At 42.3% G+C, this 17,833-nt stretch carries 15 protein-coding genes; 13 read left to right on the forward strand and 2 right to left on the reverse strand.

Annotation, left to right across the window (positions count from 1 at the left end; all coding sequences use genetic code 11):
* Positions 1 to 248 precede the first annotated feature (248 nt).
* From sat to AAEY75_RS00105, 6 genes are all read left to right on the forward strand, one after another.
* On the forward strand, positions 249 to 1,502 hold the full coding sequence (gene sat / locus AAEY75_RS00080) for a sulfate adenylyltransferase (protein WP_352257582.1): 1,254 nt from the start codon (positions 249 to 251) through the stop codon (positions 1,500 to 1,502).
* Positions 1,503 to 1,959: 457 nt separating this feature from the next.
* On the forward strand, positions 1,960 to 3,045 hold the full coding sequence (locus AAEY75_RS00085; protein ID WP_352257584.1) for a sulfate ABC transporter substrate-binding protein: 1,086 nt from the start codon (positions 1,960 to 1,962) through the stop codon (positions 3,043 to 3,045).
* Positions 3,046 to 3,295: 250 nt separating this feature from the next.
* Positions 3,296 to 4,381: a sulfate ABC transporter substrate-binding protein gene (locus tag AAEY75_RS00090; RefSeq protein ID WP_352257586.1), complete on the forward strand. Its 1,086-nt coding sequence runs from the start codon at positions 3,296 to 3,298 to the stop codon at positions 4,379 to 4,381.
* Positions 4,382 to 4,591: 210 nt separating this feature from the next.
* Positions 4,592 to 5,476, forward strand: a complete 885-nt coding sequence (gene cysT, locus AAEY75_RS00095) for a sulfate ABC transporter permease subunit CysT (RefSeq protein ID WP_110923496.1) — start codon at positions 4,592 to 4,594, stop codon at positions 5,474 to 5,476.
* A gap of 1 nt (position 5,477) precedes the next feature.
* On the forward strand, positions 5,478 to 6,422 hold the full coding sequence (cysW, locus tag AAEY75_RS00100) for a sulfate ABC transporter permease subunit CysW (RefSeq protein ID WP_197101168.1): 945 nt from the start codon (positions 5,478 to 5,480) through the stop codon (positions 6,420 to 6,422).
* Between the two features lie 161 nt (positions 6,423 to 6,583).
* Complete coding sequence (locus tag AAEY75_RS00105) at positions 6,584 to 7,306, forward strand: sulfate/molybdate ABC transporter ATP-binding protein (protein ID WP_194196572.1); 723 nt, start codon at positions 6,584 to 6,586, stop codon at positions 7,304 to 7,306.
* Positions 7,307 to 7,482: 176 nt separating this feature from the next.
* On the opposite strand, the gene AAEY75_RS00110 is transcribed toward AAEY75_RS00105, so the two are convergent.
* Positions 7,483 to 7,806: an ArsR/SmtB family transcription factor gene (locus AAEY75_RS00110; RefSeq protein WP_352257589.1), complete on the reverse strand. Its 324-nt coding sequence runs from the start codon at positions 7,804 to 7,806 to the stop codon at positions 7,483 to 7,485.
* A 326-nt stretch (positions 7,807 to 8,132) separates the two neighbouring features.
* Here AAEY75_RS00110 and AAEY75_RS00115 point away from each other — a divergent pair, with 326 nt between their 5' ends.
* The 3 genes from AAEY75_RS00115 to bfr (AAEY75_RS00125) all read left to right on the forward strand — a co-directional run bounded on the left by AAEY75_RS00115 (position 8,133) and on the right by bfr (AAEY75_RS00125) (position 9,753).
* The gene (locus tag AAEY75_RS00115; protein ID WP_110923492.1) at positions 8,133 to 8,324 is read left to right on the forward strand and encodes a (2Fe-2S)-binding protein; all 192 of its coding nucleotides are present in this window, start codon (positions 8,133 to 8,135) and stop codon (positions 8,322 to 8,324) included.
* A 380-nt stretch (positions 8,325 to 8,704) separates the two neighbouring features.
* Positions 8,705 to 9,193: a bacterioferritin gene (bfr, locus tag AAEY75_RS00120; protein WP_110923491.1), complete on the forward strand. Its 489-nt coding sequence runs from the start codon at positions 8,705 to 8,707 to the stop codon at positions 9,191 to 9,193.
* Positions 9,194 to 9,270: 77 nt separating this feature from the next.
* The gene (gene bfr / locus AAEY75_RS00125) at positions 9,271 to 9,753 is read left to right on the forward strand and encodes a bacterioferritin (protein ID WP_197101164.1); all 483 of its coding nucleotides are present in this window, start codon (positions 9,271 to 9,273) and stop codon (positions 9,751 to 9,753) included.
* A gap of 120 nt (positions 9,754 to 9,873) precedes the next feature.
* On the opposite strand, the gene AAEY75_RS00130 is transcribed toward bfr (AAEY75_RS00125), so the two are convergent.
* On the reverse strand, positions 9,874 to 11,280 hold the full coding sequence (locus tag AAEY75_RS00130) for a DHA2 family efflux MFS transporter permease subunit (protein WP_352257592.1): 1,407 nt from the start codon (positions 11,278 to 11,280) through the stop codon (positions 9,874 to 9,876).
* 327 nt (positions 11,281 to 11,607) lie between these two features.
* Between AAEY75_RS00130 and AAEY75_RS00135 the strand changes: the two genes are divergently transcribed.
* The 4 genes from AAEY75_RS00135 to csdA all read left to right on the forward strand — a co-directional run bounded on the left by AAEY75_RS00135 (position 11,608) and on the right by csdA (position 17,692).
* The gene (locus AAEY75_RS00135; RefSeq protein ID WP_197217294.1) at positions 11,608 to 12,999 is read left to right on the forward strand and encodes a hypothetical protein; all 1,392 of its coding nucleotides are present in this window, start codon (positions 11,608 to 11,610) and stop codon (positions 12,997 to 12,999) included.
* 11 nt (positions 13,000 to 13,010) lie between these two features.
* Positions 13,011 to 13,832, forward strand: a complete 822-nt coding sequence (gene yghU, locus AAEY75_RS00140) for a glutathione-dependent disulfide-bond oxidoreductase (RefSeq protein WP_197217292.1) — start codon at positions 13,011 to 13,013, stop codon at positions 13,830 to 13,832.
* Positions 13,833 to 14,181: 349 nt separating this feature from the next.
* Positions 14,182 to 15,453 (forward strand): DUF1176 domain-containing protein, encoded by a 1,272-nt coding sequence (locus AAEY75_RS00145; protein WP_352257595.1) that lies wholly within the window; start codon positions 14,182 to 14,184, stop codon positions 15,451 to 15,453.
* 580 nt (positions 15,454 to 16,033) lie between these two features.
* On the forward strand, positions 16,034 to 17,692 hold the full coding sequence (gene csdA, locus AAEY75_RS00150; protein ID WP_201551252.1) for a DEAD/DEAH box helicase CsdA: 1,659 nt from the start codon (positions 16,034 to 16,036) through the stop codon (positions 17,690 to 17,692).
* Positions 17,693 to 17,833 lie beyond the last annotated feature (141 nt).

Below are 17,833 nucleotides of genomic sequence, written 5' to 3' on the forward strand. Positions count from 1 at the left end.
CATCATATAAGCTTGTGCTTCAAAACATAAATTCCTTTAAGACATATACATATCCAAACACAGCATAAATTTTCATAACGAAAGTTAGGTAGCCTATGCTTATCAAATTTAACCCCTAAAATTTAATATCTGGTAATGCATGATTTTGACTGAAGATCGTTAGCATCTTATTCATAAAATTGCCTTTTAAGCCATTCACTTGCTGTTATTCAACTCTTTTTTCTATACATTGAGGTTTTAAAATTACTATGACATCTACTATCTCTAATCAAAAGCCATCGCAACTCGTTCCTCCACATGGCAGCGATGTACTCAAACCACTATTATTAAACGGTGACGCTCGCAGCGAAGCGCTGACACTTGCCAGCTCATTACCGACCATTACCTTAAGCTCTCGTGAGCGCGGCGATTTGATTATGTTCGGTATCGGCGGATTTACCCCGCTGAACGGCTTTATGAATCAAGCGGATTGGCAAGGTGTGGTAGACAATATGCGCTTGCAAAGCGGTGACAACGCAGGCTTGTTTTGGCCGATTCCTATTACCTTGTCAGCACCTAAAGCCACTGCCGATAGCTTAAGCCAAGGTGACAAAGTTGCATTGGTCGCCGAAGACGGTGAAGTCATGGGCATCTTGACGGTAGAAGAAACCTATACCATCGATAAAAACCATGAGTGCCAGCAAGTCTTTACGACGACTGATAGCGAGCATCCAGGCGTACAACAAGTCTTGAGTCAAGATGACGTCAATATCGCAGGTAGTGTAGAAGTATTAAGCGAAGGCGAGTTCCCAACACTATATCCAGAGATTTATAAAACGCCCGCTGAAACGCGTGAAATATTGGATGCCAAAGGCTGGAAAACTGTTGCGGCATTCCAAACACGTAACCCAATGCACCGCTCACACGAATATCTTGCCAAGATTGCCATCGAGATTTGTGACGGCGTATTGATTCACTCATTATTGGGCGCATTGAAGCCCGGTGATATCCCAGCAGACGTCCGTCAAGAAGCGATCAAAACTTTGATTGATAATTACTTTAGACAAGATACTGTGATTCAAGCCGGTTATCCGCTAGATATGCGCTATGCAGGCCCACGTGAAGCGTTGTTACATGCGCTATTCCGTCAAAACTATGGCTGTAGCCATCTGATTGTGGGCCGTGACCATGCGGGTGTTGGTGATTATTATGGTGCTTTTGATGCTCAGACCATCTTTGATCACGTGGGTAAAGATGACCTCATTACTCAACCATTAAAAATTGGCTGGACGTTCTGGTGTAACGCTTGTAATGCGATGGCATCAGACAAAACTTGCCCGCATGACGCCTCTGAGCATGTCAAAGTATCTGGAACAAAGCTACGTAAAGCACTATCAGAAGACGAAGTGGTGCCAGAAAACTTCAGTCGCCCAGAAGTGCTACAAATATTGCGTGATTACTATGCAGGTATCGCAAAAGAAGAGCGTGCTGAAGTTAAATTGACCGGTGCTTCTGCGGTATAGTCAATCCTCTATAAACTGGATACGGTGTCAGGCTCGCTTAGTCTACGACTTGTAGTACTTTTACTCGCTTTCCTTGTATCCAAATTATATTGAACCGAATATATAACAGCATCTGACTGACTACGGTATCTAACGATATCCAAAAAGCTATATTTAAAGGAAGGGATCATACGATTATCGTTTGGTCCCTTTTTTATGAAGTCTTAGTCAGAAAACCCATATCCTTATGGTTTTTTATAAAATCAAGTAAAAACAGGTAGTTAAAGGCAATCGAAAAAGTTGCTTATGCCAAGTTAACCACTCGATAAGCGAATTCGTCACTAAGAGTCCGGTACACAAACTGCTAGCATATCTTTTATTATCCATAGGGTGATTTTCGAAATACGTTGGGCTGCAATATTAATAATAAAGTGCCCACTATTTTGCCAACGCCCAACCATCTATTAAGAAGAAAATCATGCAATCAGCCATACAATCAAAACTGTCTAATATCACCTTAAAAGTTGGTAGCGTACTGGCCGTTACGGTGCTCATAGCAGGTTGTAACTCTAATGAATCTACATCGCAAGACACATCGACAGCGGGAGGCTCGAAAGATATTAGCTTATTGAATGTCTCCTATGATGTGTCTCGCGATTTTTATAAAGACTACAACACTCTATTCAGTGCAAGTTATCAAAAAGAGCATCCAGGTAGCAAGATTAAAGTTAATCAGTCACATGGCGGATCAAGTAAGCAAGCACTGTCTATTGCCAATGGTTTGCAAGCAGATGTGGCAACCTTAAATCAAGAAAGCGATATGAACTTGTTGGTAGAAAAAGGGCTAGTAGCCACTGATTGGAAGCAGGCATTCCCGAATAATGCGGTGCCTTATACCAGTACCATGGTGCTATTGGTACGTAGCGGTAACCCGAAAAACATCAAAGACTGGTCGGACTTGGCACGCAATGATATCGATGTGGTCATACCAAACCCAAAAACCAGTGGCACAGCGCGCTATGCCTTTTTAGGTGCTTATGGCTACGGTCTGCATCAATTCAAAGAAAACGTGGAAACGCCTACCAAAACCGATGACTTTATCAAAAAACTATTGGCAAACGTGGTCACTTATGACAATGGTGCGCGTGCGGCGACGACCAGCTTTACCCAGCGCGGGTTAGGGGATGTGCTCATCACAACTGAAAATGAAGCACATTTGGCTGCCAAGGAATTTGCTAAAGGAAAAGTTGATATCGTTTATCCAAGCTACTCTATTGTGATTGCTAATCCAGTGGCGGTCGTCACAGCCGTTACGGATAAGAGCGGTAAGACAGATGCTGCAAGTGCTTACTTACAAGGTCTGTGGGACGTGCCTGCTCAGCAGCTCATGGCAGAGATGTATATGCGCCCTAGTAATGCAGAAGTGCTTGCTGCTCATAGAGACACATTGCCTGAGATCACGACTTTTGAACCAGTGGCTGTCTTTGGTGCTTGGACGCAGATTATGGATACGTTCTTTGTCGATGGTGGACGATTCGATCAGCTGGCAAGTGTGAAAAAGTAGTCTGTAAAGTAATCTATAAAATCATGCATAACTTGCCAGCTATCAGATAAAAAATACCTTCAATCGTATCCGCTTTTGAGTCTCTATAAACGAGGCTCTTCTAGTAGGATTTTGCCAACTGATTGATAAGTTTAACGTTACTCTCTTGTTATTCCGTTTTGGCAATAACATACGCATATTCATCATTAAACATAATAAGATGGCGCTGTTAGCATACTTGCATTACTTAACAGATATCTTTGAGGGATTTATGACATACGCTGTGCGCTATCAACAAAAAAGTAAAACACTGAACGTCTTAAGTATTGCCGGTGTTGCATTAACTTTGGGTCTGGTCGGCTGTAGCAACAGCGAGCAGACAGATGCAAGTGGTAGCGCAGCAACAGACACTCAAGATATCGAGTTGCTAAATGTCTCTTATGATGTGGCACGTGACTTTTATAAAGACTACAACCCATTATTCGTTGAGCATTACAAAGCTGAAAACCCAAACAGTAACATCCTAATCAAACAGTCACATGGTGGCTCAAGCAAACAGGCACTGTCTGTCGCTAACGGTCTACAAGCAGACGTTGCCACTATGAACCAAGGGTCTGATATTGAGCTGCTTGAGAAAAAAGGCTTGGTTGAATCAGATTGGGAAAGCAAATTCCCTGACAACGCCGTACCTTTCACCAGCACCATCGTATTTTTGGTACGTAAAGGCAACCCAAAAGGCATTAATGATTGGGAAGACTTGACCAAAGACGGTCTTGAGATTGTGATGGCAAACCCGAAAGTCACGGGTAATGGTCGTTATGCATTCTTAGGTGCTTATGGTTATGGTCTGCATGCTTTTAATCAAGATGAAACCAAGGCTAAAGGCTACGTCAAAGACATGCTCAAAAACGTCAAAGTTTATGAGAATGGTGGACGTGCTGCAACGACTACATTCGTTCAGCGTGGCATCGGTGACGTTTTGGTTACTTTTGAAAACGAAGCAAACCTTGCAGCAACTGATTTTGGCGCTGGTCAAGTCGATATCGTTTATCCAAAATACTCGATTAAATCAGAAAGCCCAGTGGCGATTGTCAAATCAGTAACTGATAAAAAAGGCACAACGGACGCAGCAAAAGCTTATTTGGACTACTTATGGAGCGAGCCGGCTCAACAGTTAGCCGCCAATCTATATCTACGTCCTAGCGTGCAAAGCGTGCTTGATAAAAATGGTGATAAATTACCACCAGTTGAAACGTTCCGCCCGAATGATGCCTTTGGTTCATGGGATGACATCATGGGTACATACTTCAGCGATGGTGGCGTATTTGATCAACTGGCCATCAATGCACCACAGTAGCAAACGACTAAGATAAGAATGATCGCTGAGTAACCATTTAGTAAAGGTGATTACTTTGCTATAAATCAGGTGATGTAGTCATTCATAAGAAATTCCATAAAGGACATGGTCGTACGCACTATGTCCTTTATACCGTAAGCATACTAATAATAAGTTCGATATAACATGGTCTTACGATAAGTACCATCAGTTGGGCAACAGGATATCACTATGAGTGCACCCACATCTTCTACCAGCAAACCCCTTCCTAAGAAAGGCTGGCTGACACGCTTGCGTCAACGCAATGTGCTGCCAGGGTTTGGGCTAAGCATGGGCATTACTGTTTTTAGCTTATCGCTATTGGTGGTGCTGCCGTTTGCCATGATGGCCTATACGACCACGCAGATGGGTTGGACCGGGTTTTGGGAAACCATCAGCCAACCGCAAGTGACTGCTGCTATCAAGCTGAGCTTATGGATGTCCTTTTTAGCGATGCTCACCAATATGGTGTTCGGTACATTGGTCGCTTGGGTGTTGGTACGTTATGAGTTCTGGGGCAAGTCCTTGATCAATGCCTTGGTTGATTTACCATTTGCTTTGCCAACGGCTGTCACTGGTATCTCGCTTGCCACGCTGTATGCGCCTAATGGTCTGATGGGGCAGTGGTTTGCCAAATTCGATATTCAGGTAGCCTTTACTCCGATAGGTATCTGGTTGGCCTTGGTCGTGGTCAGCTTCCCCTTTATCGTCCGTGCTGTGCAGCCAGTACTCGCTGAGCTATCGGTCGAGTTTGAAGAAGCGGCAGCTGTATTGGGTGCCAATCGTTTCACCACCTTCCGTAAAGTAATTTTGCCAGAGTTGCTACCAGCATTATTGATGGGTGCAGGTATGATGTTTGCTCGTGCCACTGGTGAGTATGGCTCAGTTATTTTTATCGCGGGCAATATTCCAATGCAGTCTGAGATTTTACCACTGATTATTATCAGTAAGCTTGAGCAGTTTGACATTCAAGGCGCCTCTGCGGTCGCGCTATTTATGCTACTCATCTCATTTGTGATTTTATTAACCATTAATATTGTGCAGTGGAAGCTGTCGCGCCGTGTAGGAGCCCGCTAACATGCAAATATCTAACAGCTACGACTACCAAAGTAACGCGGCAACCAAAGACACGCCATGGATACGCCGTACCTTTATCGGTATCGCTGTGCTATTCATGGTTGTAATGCTAGTGATACCGTTGCTAGCGGTGTTCTATGAAGCCTTTAAAGGTGGCTGGCAGCTATATATCGCATCGCTAGTCGATCCTGAAGCGTTGCAAGCCATTAAGCTGACACTAATTACCGCTGCCATCGTCTTGCCGATTAATATGGTGATGGGCATCGCAATTGCATGGTTGGTCACCCGCTATCAGTTTAAAGGTAAGCAGTTGGTCACCACGTTACTTGATTTACCATTTTCAGTATCACCAGTGGTCGCAGGTTTGATGTTCATATTGCTGTTCGGGCTCAATTCTACGGTTGGTGGCTGGCTCGAAAGCATGGGTTTCCAAGTGATTTATGCCGTTCCCGGTATTGTCTTAGCGACGTTATTTGTCACCTTTCCGTTTGTAGCACGTGAGCTAATACCGCTGATGCAGACTCAAGGTGATAGTGAAGAGCAGGCAGCATTGACGTTGGGCGCGACTGGTTGGCAGACTTTCTGGCACGTGACGTTGCCAAATATAAAATGGGCACTGTTATATGGCTTGATTTTGACCAATGCGCGGGCGATGGGTGAGTTTGGTGCTGTCAGTGTGGTATCAGGTCACATTCGCGGTGAGACCAATACCATGCCGCTATTGGTTGAGATTGCTTATAACGATTATAACTTTACCGCCGCTTTTGCCTTATCTAGTTTGCTTGCTGCATTGGCTCTCGTGACGCTACTTATTCAGCAAGTCATGACGAAGCTACAAGAGCGCAAGTTTGCTAAATCTGAGCGACTGGCCAACATACCTGAGCTATCATTGAGTACTGATGAGATAAGCACTGATGAGAATGGCGCAGGCAATAATAAGCAGTAATGTCGTCTAGACCCTCTGCCACGATATAGTTGGTTCAATGTAATTTAGGTATGAAGAAGCCGAGTGACAGTACTACAAATAGTAGACTAAGCGAGACTGACACTGTATCCAATTTATAGAGTATGGACCACGCGACAAAAAATATAATAAGAGATACTATTATGAGCATCGAGATTCGCAGCGTTAATAAAAAATTCGGTAATTTTACCGCTTTAGACAATATCAATATCACCGTGCCTACTGGCAAGTTGACCACCTTACTAGGGCCTTCAGGCTGTGGTAAAACGACGCTATTGCGTATCATCGCTGGTCTTGAATATGCCGACTCAGGACAAATATTGTTTGATGAGCTAGATGTGACCAATACGCCTGTGCAAAAACGTCATATTGGCTTCATGTTTCAGCACTATGCCTTATTTCGTCACAAAAACATCGCTGATAATGTCGCTTTTGGTCTGACATTGCTACCAAAGCATGAGCGACCAAGCAAAGCTGACATCAATAAGCGTGTGGCCGAGCTGTTAGAGCTCGTACAGCTGCCACAAATTGCCAATGCCTATCCACATCAGCTATCAGGCGGTCAGCGTCAGCGTATTGCACTGGCACGAGCACTCGCGGTCAAGCCAAAACTATTATTGCTTGATGAGCCGTTCGGTGCACTGGATGCCAAGGTGCGAAAAGAGCTACGCACTTGGTTGAAAAATATTCATCATGAGCTAGGTATCACCAGTATCATGGTCACGCATGATCAAGAAGAAGCACGCGCAGTATCTGATGAGATTGTTGTCATGAACCAAGGGCGAGTGGAGCAGGTAGGAACATCAGAAGAGCTGATACACCAGCCAGCCAGTGCCTTTATCAGTGAGTTTTTAGATCTGACATAATTGAATATGGCATAGCCATATTGCTAAAGCCACGTTACTAAAGACACATTGCTATAGTTATATTATTACAGCCACATTCTCATAGTCACATTGTTAGCAGACATAAAAAAGACCTATGATAAATAGGTCTTTTTTATGTTAAACGATGCCTCAGATTTTCTTAATACCAATCACATTTAGCCTACTTTTGGTAGTGCAACATCATTGGCAGATATTTGCTTATAAGTAATCTCTAAAACCTCTTGGCACCATTCTGGTAAATCATCGGCAACTTCATACCACATCCATGTACCATCACGTACACAGTTCAAAATACCTAATTTTTTCAAATGATTTAAATGACGCGATATCGTTGGTTGAGGTTGATCTAATATTTCTACTAGCTCTCCCACGCAACGTGATTGTTTATTAAAAAGAATTTGAAATATTTTTAAACGCGTTGGATCGGATAGAACTTTAAATAATTCAATTGGTCGTATCGTAAAATTATTATCAGACATAAAATAATCCCTATGGGGTTATTGTTGATAGATGGTCAATATAGCAGTAGTTATCTACAAAATCGATTAAAAAATAAGCTAAATTACAGTTTATCGTAAATTTACTACCATTCATCTATATCATAACATAAATATTTATATTCGCTTACATAGATTAATTGTTGCAATATTCTTGCCAAGTTATACCTTTCCTTTAAAAAAACTTCGCTGTCATTAAAATATATCAAATACTATTGAAAATGATAATAGTTATCGTTATTATAGGTCAAGCAGTAAAAATGATTAGCCAGTAGTTATTGAATAGCGATATTCGTAGGAGTTAGTTCATGTACGTATGCATCTGCAATGACGTAAAAGAAAAGCAAATTAAAGCAGCTATTGCCTCAGGCATTGATACGCTTGATGGTTTAAAAGACACGCTTGATGTAGCGACTTGCTGTGGCTGCTGTGAACCTATGGTCAATGATTACTTAGAAGAGCACCATGCTAAACTTGATGTCTTAGCTTACGCCGTTTAAGCAGCATCGACTTTTAATATTAAAATCAAGAATACGCTTTAGCATCACACAAAGTATCTAACAGACTTCACTTACGCTTTAACTATTATATATAAAGGGTAAGTTGCAAGCGTCCGTATAACTTCGCTAATACACCTATTTTAAGCACCTCTAATAATCAGAATTGACGCTAGCTAATTATTGTTCTCAATTAGCATCTTATTCTTAGTTCCTAACGTTACAAGCGATATCAGAGCCGGTATGCTACTATATATGTCTGACGCTGTAAGGCATTTTGTTGGTTTTGATATCTACTACTCAGTTTGCTAATAACACTATCCTTATATGGGTAATTATGAATGCACTGTGAGTTGTAAAGTATAAATAGGGGAGTATAAGTTATGATAGGTAGCCCAAAAGTCATTGATTATTTGAATTTCTTATTAGGTGGTGAGCTTGCCGCTCGTGATCAGTATTTTATTCATTCAGAAATGTATGCTGAGTGGCATTATGGCAAGTTGTATGATCGTATCCATCATGAGATGGCCGATGAAACACTGCATGCCCAAGCCATCATTCGCCGTATCTTAATGTTAAGTGGCACGCCTAAAATGACGGTTGATGCTATTAACATAGGCGCGACTGTTCCCGAAATGCTTCAGCTTGACCTTAACTTAGAGTATCAAGTACAGCAGCACTTAAAGGATGGTATTGCACTCTGTGAAGCAGAGCATGACTATGTCACACGTGAGATGCTGGTCGAACAACTAAAAGACACTGAAGAAGACCATGCTCATTGGCTTGAGCAACAACTGCGCCTAATTGATATGATTGGCCTGCCCAATTATCTACAAAGCCAAATGGCTGAAGTCACTCCTAATCTCATCTAATATTATGCTAGGGCATGTCCTAGATAATTAGATGAATAATATTTAGCTTAAATAATAAATGAATAAGGAGAGAGATAATGAAAGGGGATAAAGAGGTCATTCGTGCCTTAAACAAAGTACTTGGACAGTCACTGATTGCGATTAATCAATACTTTTTGCATGCTCGTATTGCGCGTCATTGGGGATTAGAAGCCCTTAATGAAAGCTTTTATAAGCAGTCTATTGCCGAAATGAAATGGTCTGATGATCTGATTGCACGGATTTTATTGCTAGGCGGTTTACCGAATTTGCAAGACTATGGCAAAATGTTCATCGCTGAAGATGTGCCTGAAATGATTGACTGTAATTTGCGTTTAGAAAAACAAAAATTTGCAATTATCACGGACGCCATCACGTTATGTGAGACAAAATCTGACTATGTATCTCGCCAGCTATTGGTTATCTTAAAAGATGGTAACGAAGAGTACGAAGACTGGTTAGACACGCAAGAAGATTTGATTAAGAGTGTCGGGGTGGAACGATACATCCAATCACAAATGAGTGATGACGACGCACCATAAGATGATGTGATAGATAAATAGATCATATTTTCTAAACTTGCCAGCCTATGATTGGTCATAAACCAAAACATGAGCTGGCATTTTTATGTCTGAAATTTGACAGACTCTATCCGGTACTCTTTAATATAGACCGCGACCATCTTCAGGCTTTAGGCGTAAAAAGTACAATCCTGAGAGAATGGTTAAAATACCAAGTATCCAATAAGTGGTTTGGAATGCAGCCAAGGTATCTAGCTCGAACCTATCACGCAGCAAATTAAGTACTGCTGCACCAAAGGCGATACCAAAGCTAATGGCCAATTGCTGATTGACCGCCATTAGGCTGTTGCCACTACTGGTCTGTGTGCCATGAAGGTCGCCAATAGTAATGGTATTCATTGCGCTGAACTGCATAGAATTACAAGCGCCCATGACAGTCAAGATGGGTATGAACCACAGCCATTGTGATGCGTCATTGAACTGTGCCAATACGATGATAAGCGAACCCATAAAAAAGGTGTTGTAAACCAAAACAGTGCGATAGCTGTAACGCTGAATGATTTTACTCACCCATGGCTTGATACCGATGGCACCTACAGCGATAGGGGCCAGTAACCAACCCGCCTGTGATGGTGAGTACTCAAACACTACCTGTAATAGTAGCGGTAGTAGGAACGGAACCGCACTGATACCGAGTCGCGTAAATAAGTTACCCGTAATACCAATGCGGAAGGTACGAATGTCAAATAGGCTCAAAGGAAACAGTGGCGCATCCCGCTTTTTGGCATGCCAGATATAAGCACCTATCAGCAGTCCCGCACCCAAACCACAGAATAACCCATAAAGCTCTCGTCCTACCTGTGAGCCGAACTCTACCGCCAACGTAAACCCACAAGCGGCTGCCGCAAACAATAAAAACCCTGTCCAATCTAGACGCTTAGTATCCTCAAATAATGCAGGCACGAGTTTTTTGCCCATAATAAAACCGATGATACCCATCGGAATATTAATTAAAAATATCCAATGCCAGCTGGCATATTGTACGATATAACCACCCAATACTGGGCCAACCAAAGGCGCGACCAATGCCGGTATCACCGCAAAGTTCATCACAGTCAAGAGCTTGTTGCGAGGATAAGACTTAACCAGTATCAAACGAGCAACGGGCGTCATCATCGCACCGCCAATACCCTGCACGATGCGTGAGCCAATCAAAAAATCTAGCGTAGGTGAGGCAGCACAGAGTAAAGAGCCAATACAAAAAATGATGATGGCCGATAGAAATACCCGACGTGTGCCATATTTATCCGCCAAAAAACCACTGATAGGAATGAATATAGCCAAGGTCAAGGCATAACTGATCACTGCCCATTGCATCTTCAGTGGCGACTCGCCCAACGCCTGTGCCATTTGCGGTAAGGACGTATTTAAAATAGTAGCGTCCAAAATCTGCATGAACAGCGCGACTGCTAGCACATAGGGTAAGTATTTATCTTGCGTTGGAGTCAGGGTGATTTTAGACTCATTTTTATTAAGTATAGTAGACATAAATCATATTTTAGTCGATTGTTAGTCGAAAGCGTTATGGGGCATGTGGAGTAAATTATGTTCAATTAATAATGTTTGAGCAGTGTAGAAACCAGATTGGCTGAAATTAATGCTAATCATCCATAAAAAAATAACTAACGGTAAGATTAAGGTCTGTTGAACATTGAAATTTAAATGTTCAACAGACCTTAGACAAAGTCATTTTACGCACTTTCATTTGTTATTATCTTGTATAATTATTACTCGACAATTTTTCTAAATTAATATAACAGCTATAGTCATATCGTTCACATCCTACGATGTAGCTGTTCTCGAGTATGTAATCATATGTATAAACGACAGTCCGTTGCACTCATTGTAACATTGATAGTTGTCACACTTTTAGTATTAATGATCAGTGATGATGAAACTGCTAACTCCGAAACCACCATCAACGACAGCTATTCTGCTGACAATACAGTAAACGGTACTCATATTCTGACAGATGGTTGTAGGGATGCGCAAAAAACTAAACGGCACTTATTGGAGGAAGCCATCTCGGAGTTGTTTGATGGTGACTTTAGTGAAGCTGGTAAAAAACTGGCTTTTTTAAATATGTTTAGTTTAAATGCATGTGATGGATACTCAGAGATGCCTAAAGTAACTCCGGACATAGCTGACAATATTGAGATTGAAAAAGATAGCGATATCCTTCTTGAAACAGTCATTCTGCCGCCTATTGAAACAGGTGCTGAAGACGATAATATCATCACGTTTGATAGTCATTTACATAACTTCCCATTAGCCTTTAATACGTGGAACGATACTTATCAGCTCAATCATGGTATTCCTCATCGGGGATATCAAGTTTTTTATATGCATGCAGACAATCCATCAAAGGTAATAGAAAGAGAACACGTCACAGGAGTGGCAAAAAAATATAGTTGGAGTGACTTTAAAAATATACCATCAGAAAAATTCATGGCATATTGGGTAGGCTCGTTAAGCGTACCTGAATCGGGGTTTTATCAAGTTTTGATTAGTAAAAGTCACTCTGAGGCACGGGTGCTTATCGATAAACATATTATCATTGAGGACAACAAAGGCGGTGATGATATGCAAAAAGTATATATACCAGCTGGTAATCATATTGTCGAAGTTGAGTACCGCAATGGCTGGCATACAACAGATGTGGCAATGGATATCAGTCCTATGGAGAATGTTAATCAACCTGAAGACCCAAATCAAATTTTATCCACCATCAAGCAGCGATACCCAGATGTTGTAGCATTATACGCTGGTGTTTATGAGGCGGATAATCAAGCTGTCGTGCTAGATATACCTGCTATCTCCAAACCGGTAGTATTATACTTAAGCTCTTATGAGGCCATTAAATGGCAAATAAACAATACTCGTAATACCAACATAGTAGGAGTTGTTTACGTAAGCTCTCATAAAGGGTCGCAAGTGCAAGGTCTCACACAACAAAGCACTATCATAAACGCCGATATAAAGAATTTGGGTTATAAGAACAATACAGTATGTCACTGCAATCGTGATGGCTATCAATGTAATGTGAAAGGTGCTCATATAGCGGGTAGTATCGGCACAGGTAACCCATACCAAAAATATGGTATTGATATCATCCAGTTTGTGGGCAGTTACTCTACTGATTATTTCACTTTTCAACCCTATAGCGGTGAATGTGCTACTGTAAGTTCTATCACAACCAGAAAATAATAGGATAAATTATGAGTCAGGATAATAATAAATATGTACCACCAAAAATTTGGACGCAAGATAAAGAAAGCGGTGGTAAGTTCGCCAACATCAATAGCCCGACAGCTGGCGCACGTTATAACAAAGAGCTACCAGTAGGCAATGCGCCACTACAATTGTATTCGCTGAATACACCGAATGGCGTCAAGGTAAACATGCTACTAGAAGAGCTGGCCGAAATTGGTGTCAAAGGCGCTGAGTACGATGCGTATAAAGTTGACATTTCTGAGGGCGAGCAATTTGGCTCTGGCTTTGTGACAATAAACCCCAACTCAAAAATCCCAGCTTTGGTCGATCATTCTAACAGAAACGACGGTGAGCCTATTGCTATCTTCGAGTCTGGCGCCATCTTAATGTACTTAGCAGAAAAGTTTGGCAAATTTATCCCTTTGTCAGCTGGCAAATCGCGGGCCGACTGTCTGTCTTGGGTGATGTGGCAGATGGGTAGTGCGCCGTTTCTCGGTGGCGGCTTTGGACATTTCTATGCTTATGCACCCGAACCATTAGAGTACCCAATCAACCGCTATACGATGGAAGCCAAACGTCAGCTTGATGTACTTAATATCCATCTAAAAGACAACAAGTACATGTGTGGTAATGATGAGACGGATTACAATATCGCGGATATGCTCATTTGGTCATGGCATGGTCAGCTAGTGCTTGGTAAGCTTTATGATGCAGCAGAGTTTTTACAAGTAGATGATTATACTCACGTAAAACGTTGGGCAGAGGCTATTGCTGAGCGACCAGCGATTAAGCGTGCTGTAGAGTTGCCATTAAAATCAATGGGTTAGCTATAATTGGAGAACGACTAAACTGCTACGGCGTTAGCCTTCCTATATGTACAATCTAAAGTCGGCTGCCTTGTACCGTTTTAGCGTTCTTAAACCATAGTTGAGCAGTACACAGCGTAATAATAAGGCTGATAAGTGGATTGCTTATCAGCCTTATTTTATAGATGTTTATAGCCATCAAATTCACAGTTATTCTGTATCTATATATGGTTATATTAAAATAATCATATACTTGCCCGTTTACATAATAGTACATTAGTATAACAGATAGAAACATTGATACGTTAAGATAGCAGACACTGCCCTAATGGGTAGATATTTGTACTACTTCTATTGATGAGTAATGACTATGAATGATGACAACCATAAGCTGATGGGTATATCACTACAAACAAGCAGTGATCGCTTTGCTGTTTGCTATTCTCAGGTCAAGGCCGCGCAGGACCATCGACATATAGACGTCTCTCCATACTTACAACCGAACGATACCACTCGTCTAAGACTTAATTCTAAAAAAACAAAAAAGACACCCTTATTAATGATAAAAAATAAAATACGATTATCTTTATTTGCTGCTATCAGCACCACTTTATTTAGTACAGCAAGTATGGCACATTCAGGCGTTGAGCTGACCAGCCAAGATTGGCAAGTTGCTTGTGATAACACCCGTACGTGCCGGCTGGCAGGCTATCAAGCAGAAAACAATAGCGAATTCCCTATATCTGTATTACTCACACGCCGTGCAGGTGCGAATGCGATCGTGGATGGCAAAGTAAAAATTGGCGGTGCCAAAGAGAGCTCATCTAAAGCCTTGATGAAACTGGGTAACCGTCACCGTATATCATTATTTATTAATGACAAAGACTACGGTGAAACTCAGCCGTTTTCGGCCACAGCAGGCAGTGCCGAATTGACTAAAACACAAGTGACCGCACTGTTAGAGGCACTGACCAAATCAAGCAATATCGAACTGGTGCTGCGTAACTCACGTTGGCAGCTATCTGATAAAGGCGCGAGTGCCGTTATGCTCAAAGCGGACGAAGCACAGGGGCGAGTAGGAACATCGAGCGCTTTCATTGATCATGCTAGTGCGATTAAACCTAATAGTGGTGTGTTAGCACCTAAAGCGGCACCCGCATTACGTTTTGTCGCGCCTAAACCGAATGCCGCCGTGAATGATAAGAAAAAGTTTGTCATGAAGTCGTCGCAATTGGCCGCACTGATGAAAGGCACTATCAAAGATGTCGATGATGACTGCCCAAATTTGTCAGATAAATCACCATGGCGAGTTAGTCGCTTGAACAGCTCAAAACTAATAGCACAGCATGACTGTTGGACGAGTGCTTATAATACAGGGGCGGGTGCCTGGGTTATCAATGACACCAAACCTTACAATCCAACACTGGTAACGACCAACGCTACTGACTACGATAAAGGTATAGTCACTTCAGTACAAAAAGGTCGTGGTATCGGTGACTGCTTAACTAAGACTGACTGGATATGGACGGGAAAATCGTTTGAAAAAAGCCATCAGAGCAGTACTGGGCTGTGCCGCATGATTGAAGCAGGTGGGGCCTGGCAGCTACCGACCTACGTGACAGAAGTTAAAACAAGTAAATAGTATTGAATATAAACGATAACCTGCTGAATCAGATCGATATTTAAACATCGATCTGTTATTGGCTAAGTCTTATTTAATAATTATGTGAAAAAATAGGTACAGTTGTACTTTTATTATGATATACTACGTCGCCACGTTAGCTTATAGCTTTCGTGAATTATGAGATTGATAACATCGCCTGCGATTTTGGGTCTAGGATGACCATAAGTAATTGTTGCCGATGATTTTGTGTACTTAAATAACCTTTTAAAATATCCGTTATTTTTGACTCATATCTTATCTACTGTTCCATAAGTATGGATTAGATTGGTTGCTGTTTGCCTTTATCTGCTTTAGACAAAGCATCGATAATGCGCGTATATCAAGCAAGGATAAGACACTCGGCACTACCACCAAAATACGTCAGACAGCACGAACGCATTTATTGTAGAAACAACAGCTCTATTGGCTGGGTTTCTGATTATCGACACTCCTACAGTGGTCCGGTGATTCTTTAATAAAGGCAGCGTGGTGAACGGTTATCAGTGGTATGCATCAAGTTTGCTGAATTTACAGCAGCTTATACTTACCAAGGATTACTATGACTGACATCTTATCTGCAATCGCCGCTGAAAACGGTATCATCGAAAGCACTGACACCCCAAACACTGACACTCAAGCGGCTACTACTGACGCTGTTGACGAAAACCAAGTTACTTTTACTGATCTTGGCATCGCTAAGCCTATTCTAACTGCACTTGATCGCAGTGGTTACACCAACCCAACGCCTATCCAAGCACAAGCTATTCCTTTTGCTCTAGAAGGTCGTGATCTTTTATTGTCAGCGCAAACGGGTAGTGGTAAAACTGCCGCATTCGTTATCCCAGTACTTGACCGTTTAAGCCGTGCTACTAGCTTTGACAAACTAACCAAAGCACTTATCCTAACGCCAACGCGTGAGCTTGCTCAGCAAGTACATGACAGCGTTCGTACATACTCTAAAGATATGCGCGGTCTGTTCTGTGTACCACTAGTTGGCGGCGCACCGTACAATGGTCAGATCACTGCTTTGAAAAAAGGCGTTCAAGTAATCGTTGCGACTCCTGGTCGTCTACTTGACCATATCAATGCTGGTCGTGTTGATCTATCAAGCCTAGAAGTATTGGTACTTGATGAAGCTGACCGCATGCTAGACATGGGTTTTGCTGATGACATCAGTGACATCTTGCGCGCCGCTCCTACTGATCGTCAAACGATCATGTGTTCAGCCACTTGGGATGGCCCAGTAGGTAAAATCGCTGCCAGCTTCACTAAGAACCCTGAGCGTGTATCAATCAAAGTAGAATCTGCACACATCGAAGAAAAAGTGTACTACTGTGATGATTTCGATCACAAAAACCGTTTACTTGACAAAATCGTTTGCCAGCAAGATATGGAACAGATCATTATCTTTGCTGCTACCAAACGTAGCACTGAAAAACTAGCAAAACAGTTACAAGAAGCTGGTCATAAAGCAAGCTTCCTACATGGTGACTTGCCACAAAGCAAGCGTAACCGTATCGTTCAAGACTTGCGTAATGGTAAAGTTAAAATCCTAGTAGCGACTGACGTTGCTGCTCGTGGTCTAGACATCCCAGCAATCTCGCACGTTATCAACTATGATCTTCCACGCCAAACTGAAGATTACGTCCATCGTATCGGTCGTTGTGGTCGTGCTGGTCGTACTGGTATCGCTATCAGCTTATGTAGCATGGATGATCGTCCACAGCTTAACGCCATCAACCGTTATTTAGATCGCAAAATGGAAGTATGTATCATCGAAGGCATGGAGCCTAAGAAAACTTACGTACCTAGCGAAAACAAAGGTAATGGTCGTGGCCGTGGTCGTGGTCGCTCTAACGGTGGTGGTAATGGTCAAGGCCGTGGTCGTTCAAGCGGTGGCTATCAAGGTAATCCTGCTAATGCTCGTGGTCGTTCAAGCGACAGCTCATCAACTGGTCAACGTGCTAGCAATGACAGCGGCTATCAAGGTAAGCCACGTGATTCATCTGGTAAGCCAAATGAGCGTTCAGGTGGCAAGCCTTATCAAGGCAAGCGCACTGGTGGCCCTAGCCGCGGTGATAGCACTGGCGTTCCACGTGGTGAGCGCGCTGCAACTGGTCGCGGTCGTCCAAGCGGCAGCCAAGGTCGTCCAGCTGGTCGTTCTGACAGCCGTGGCCAAGGTCGTCCAAACGGCGGCAACCGTGGTAACAACTCGTAATACGGTTATATTTGACGATTAAAATGATTGATTCATTGATCGTCTAAAAATAACACTAAAAAAGCCAGATACTTGTTATCTGGCTTTTTTGCGTTTGATAATTCTGTATTTGTCCTTGTATGAGTTTTTTGCCTTGTCTAT

This window comes from Psychrobacter sp. TB55-MNA-CIBAN-0194 (assembly GCF_040309505.1).
Classification (GTDB): Bacteria; Pseudomonadota; Gammaproteobacteria; order Pseudomonadales; family Moraxellaceae; genus Psychrobacter; species Psychrobacter fozii.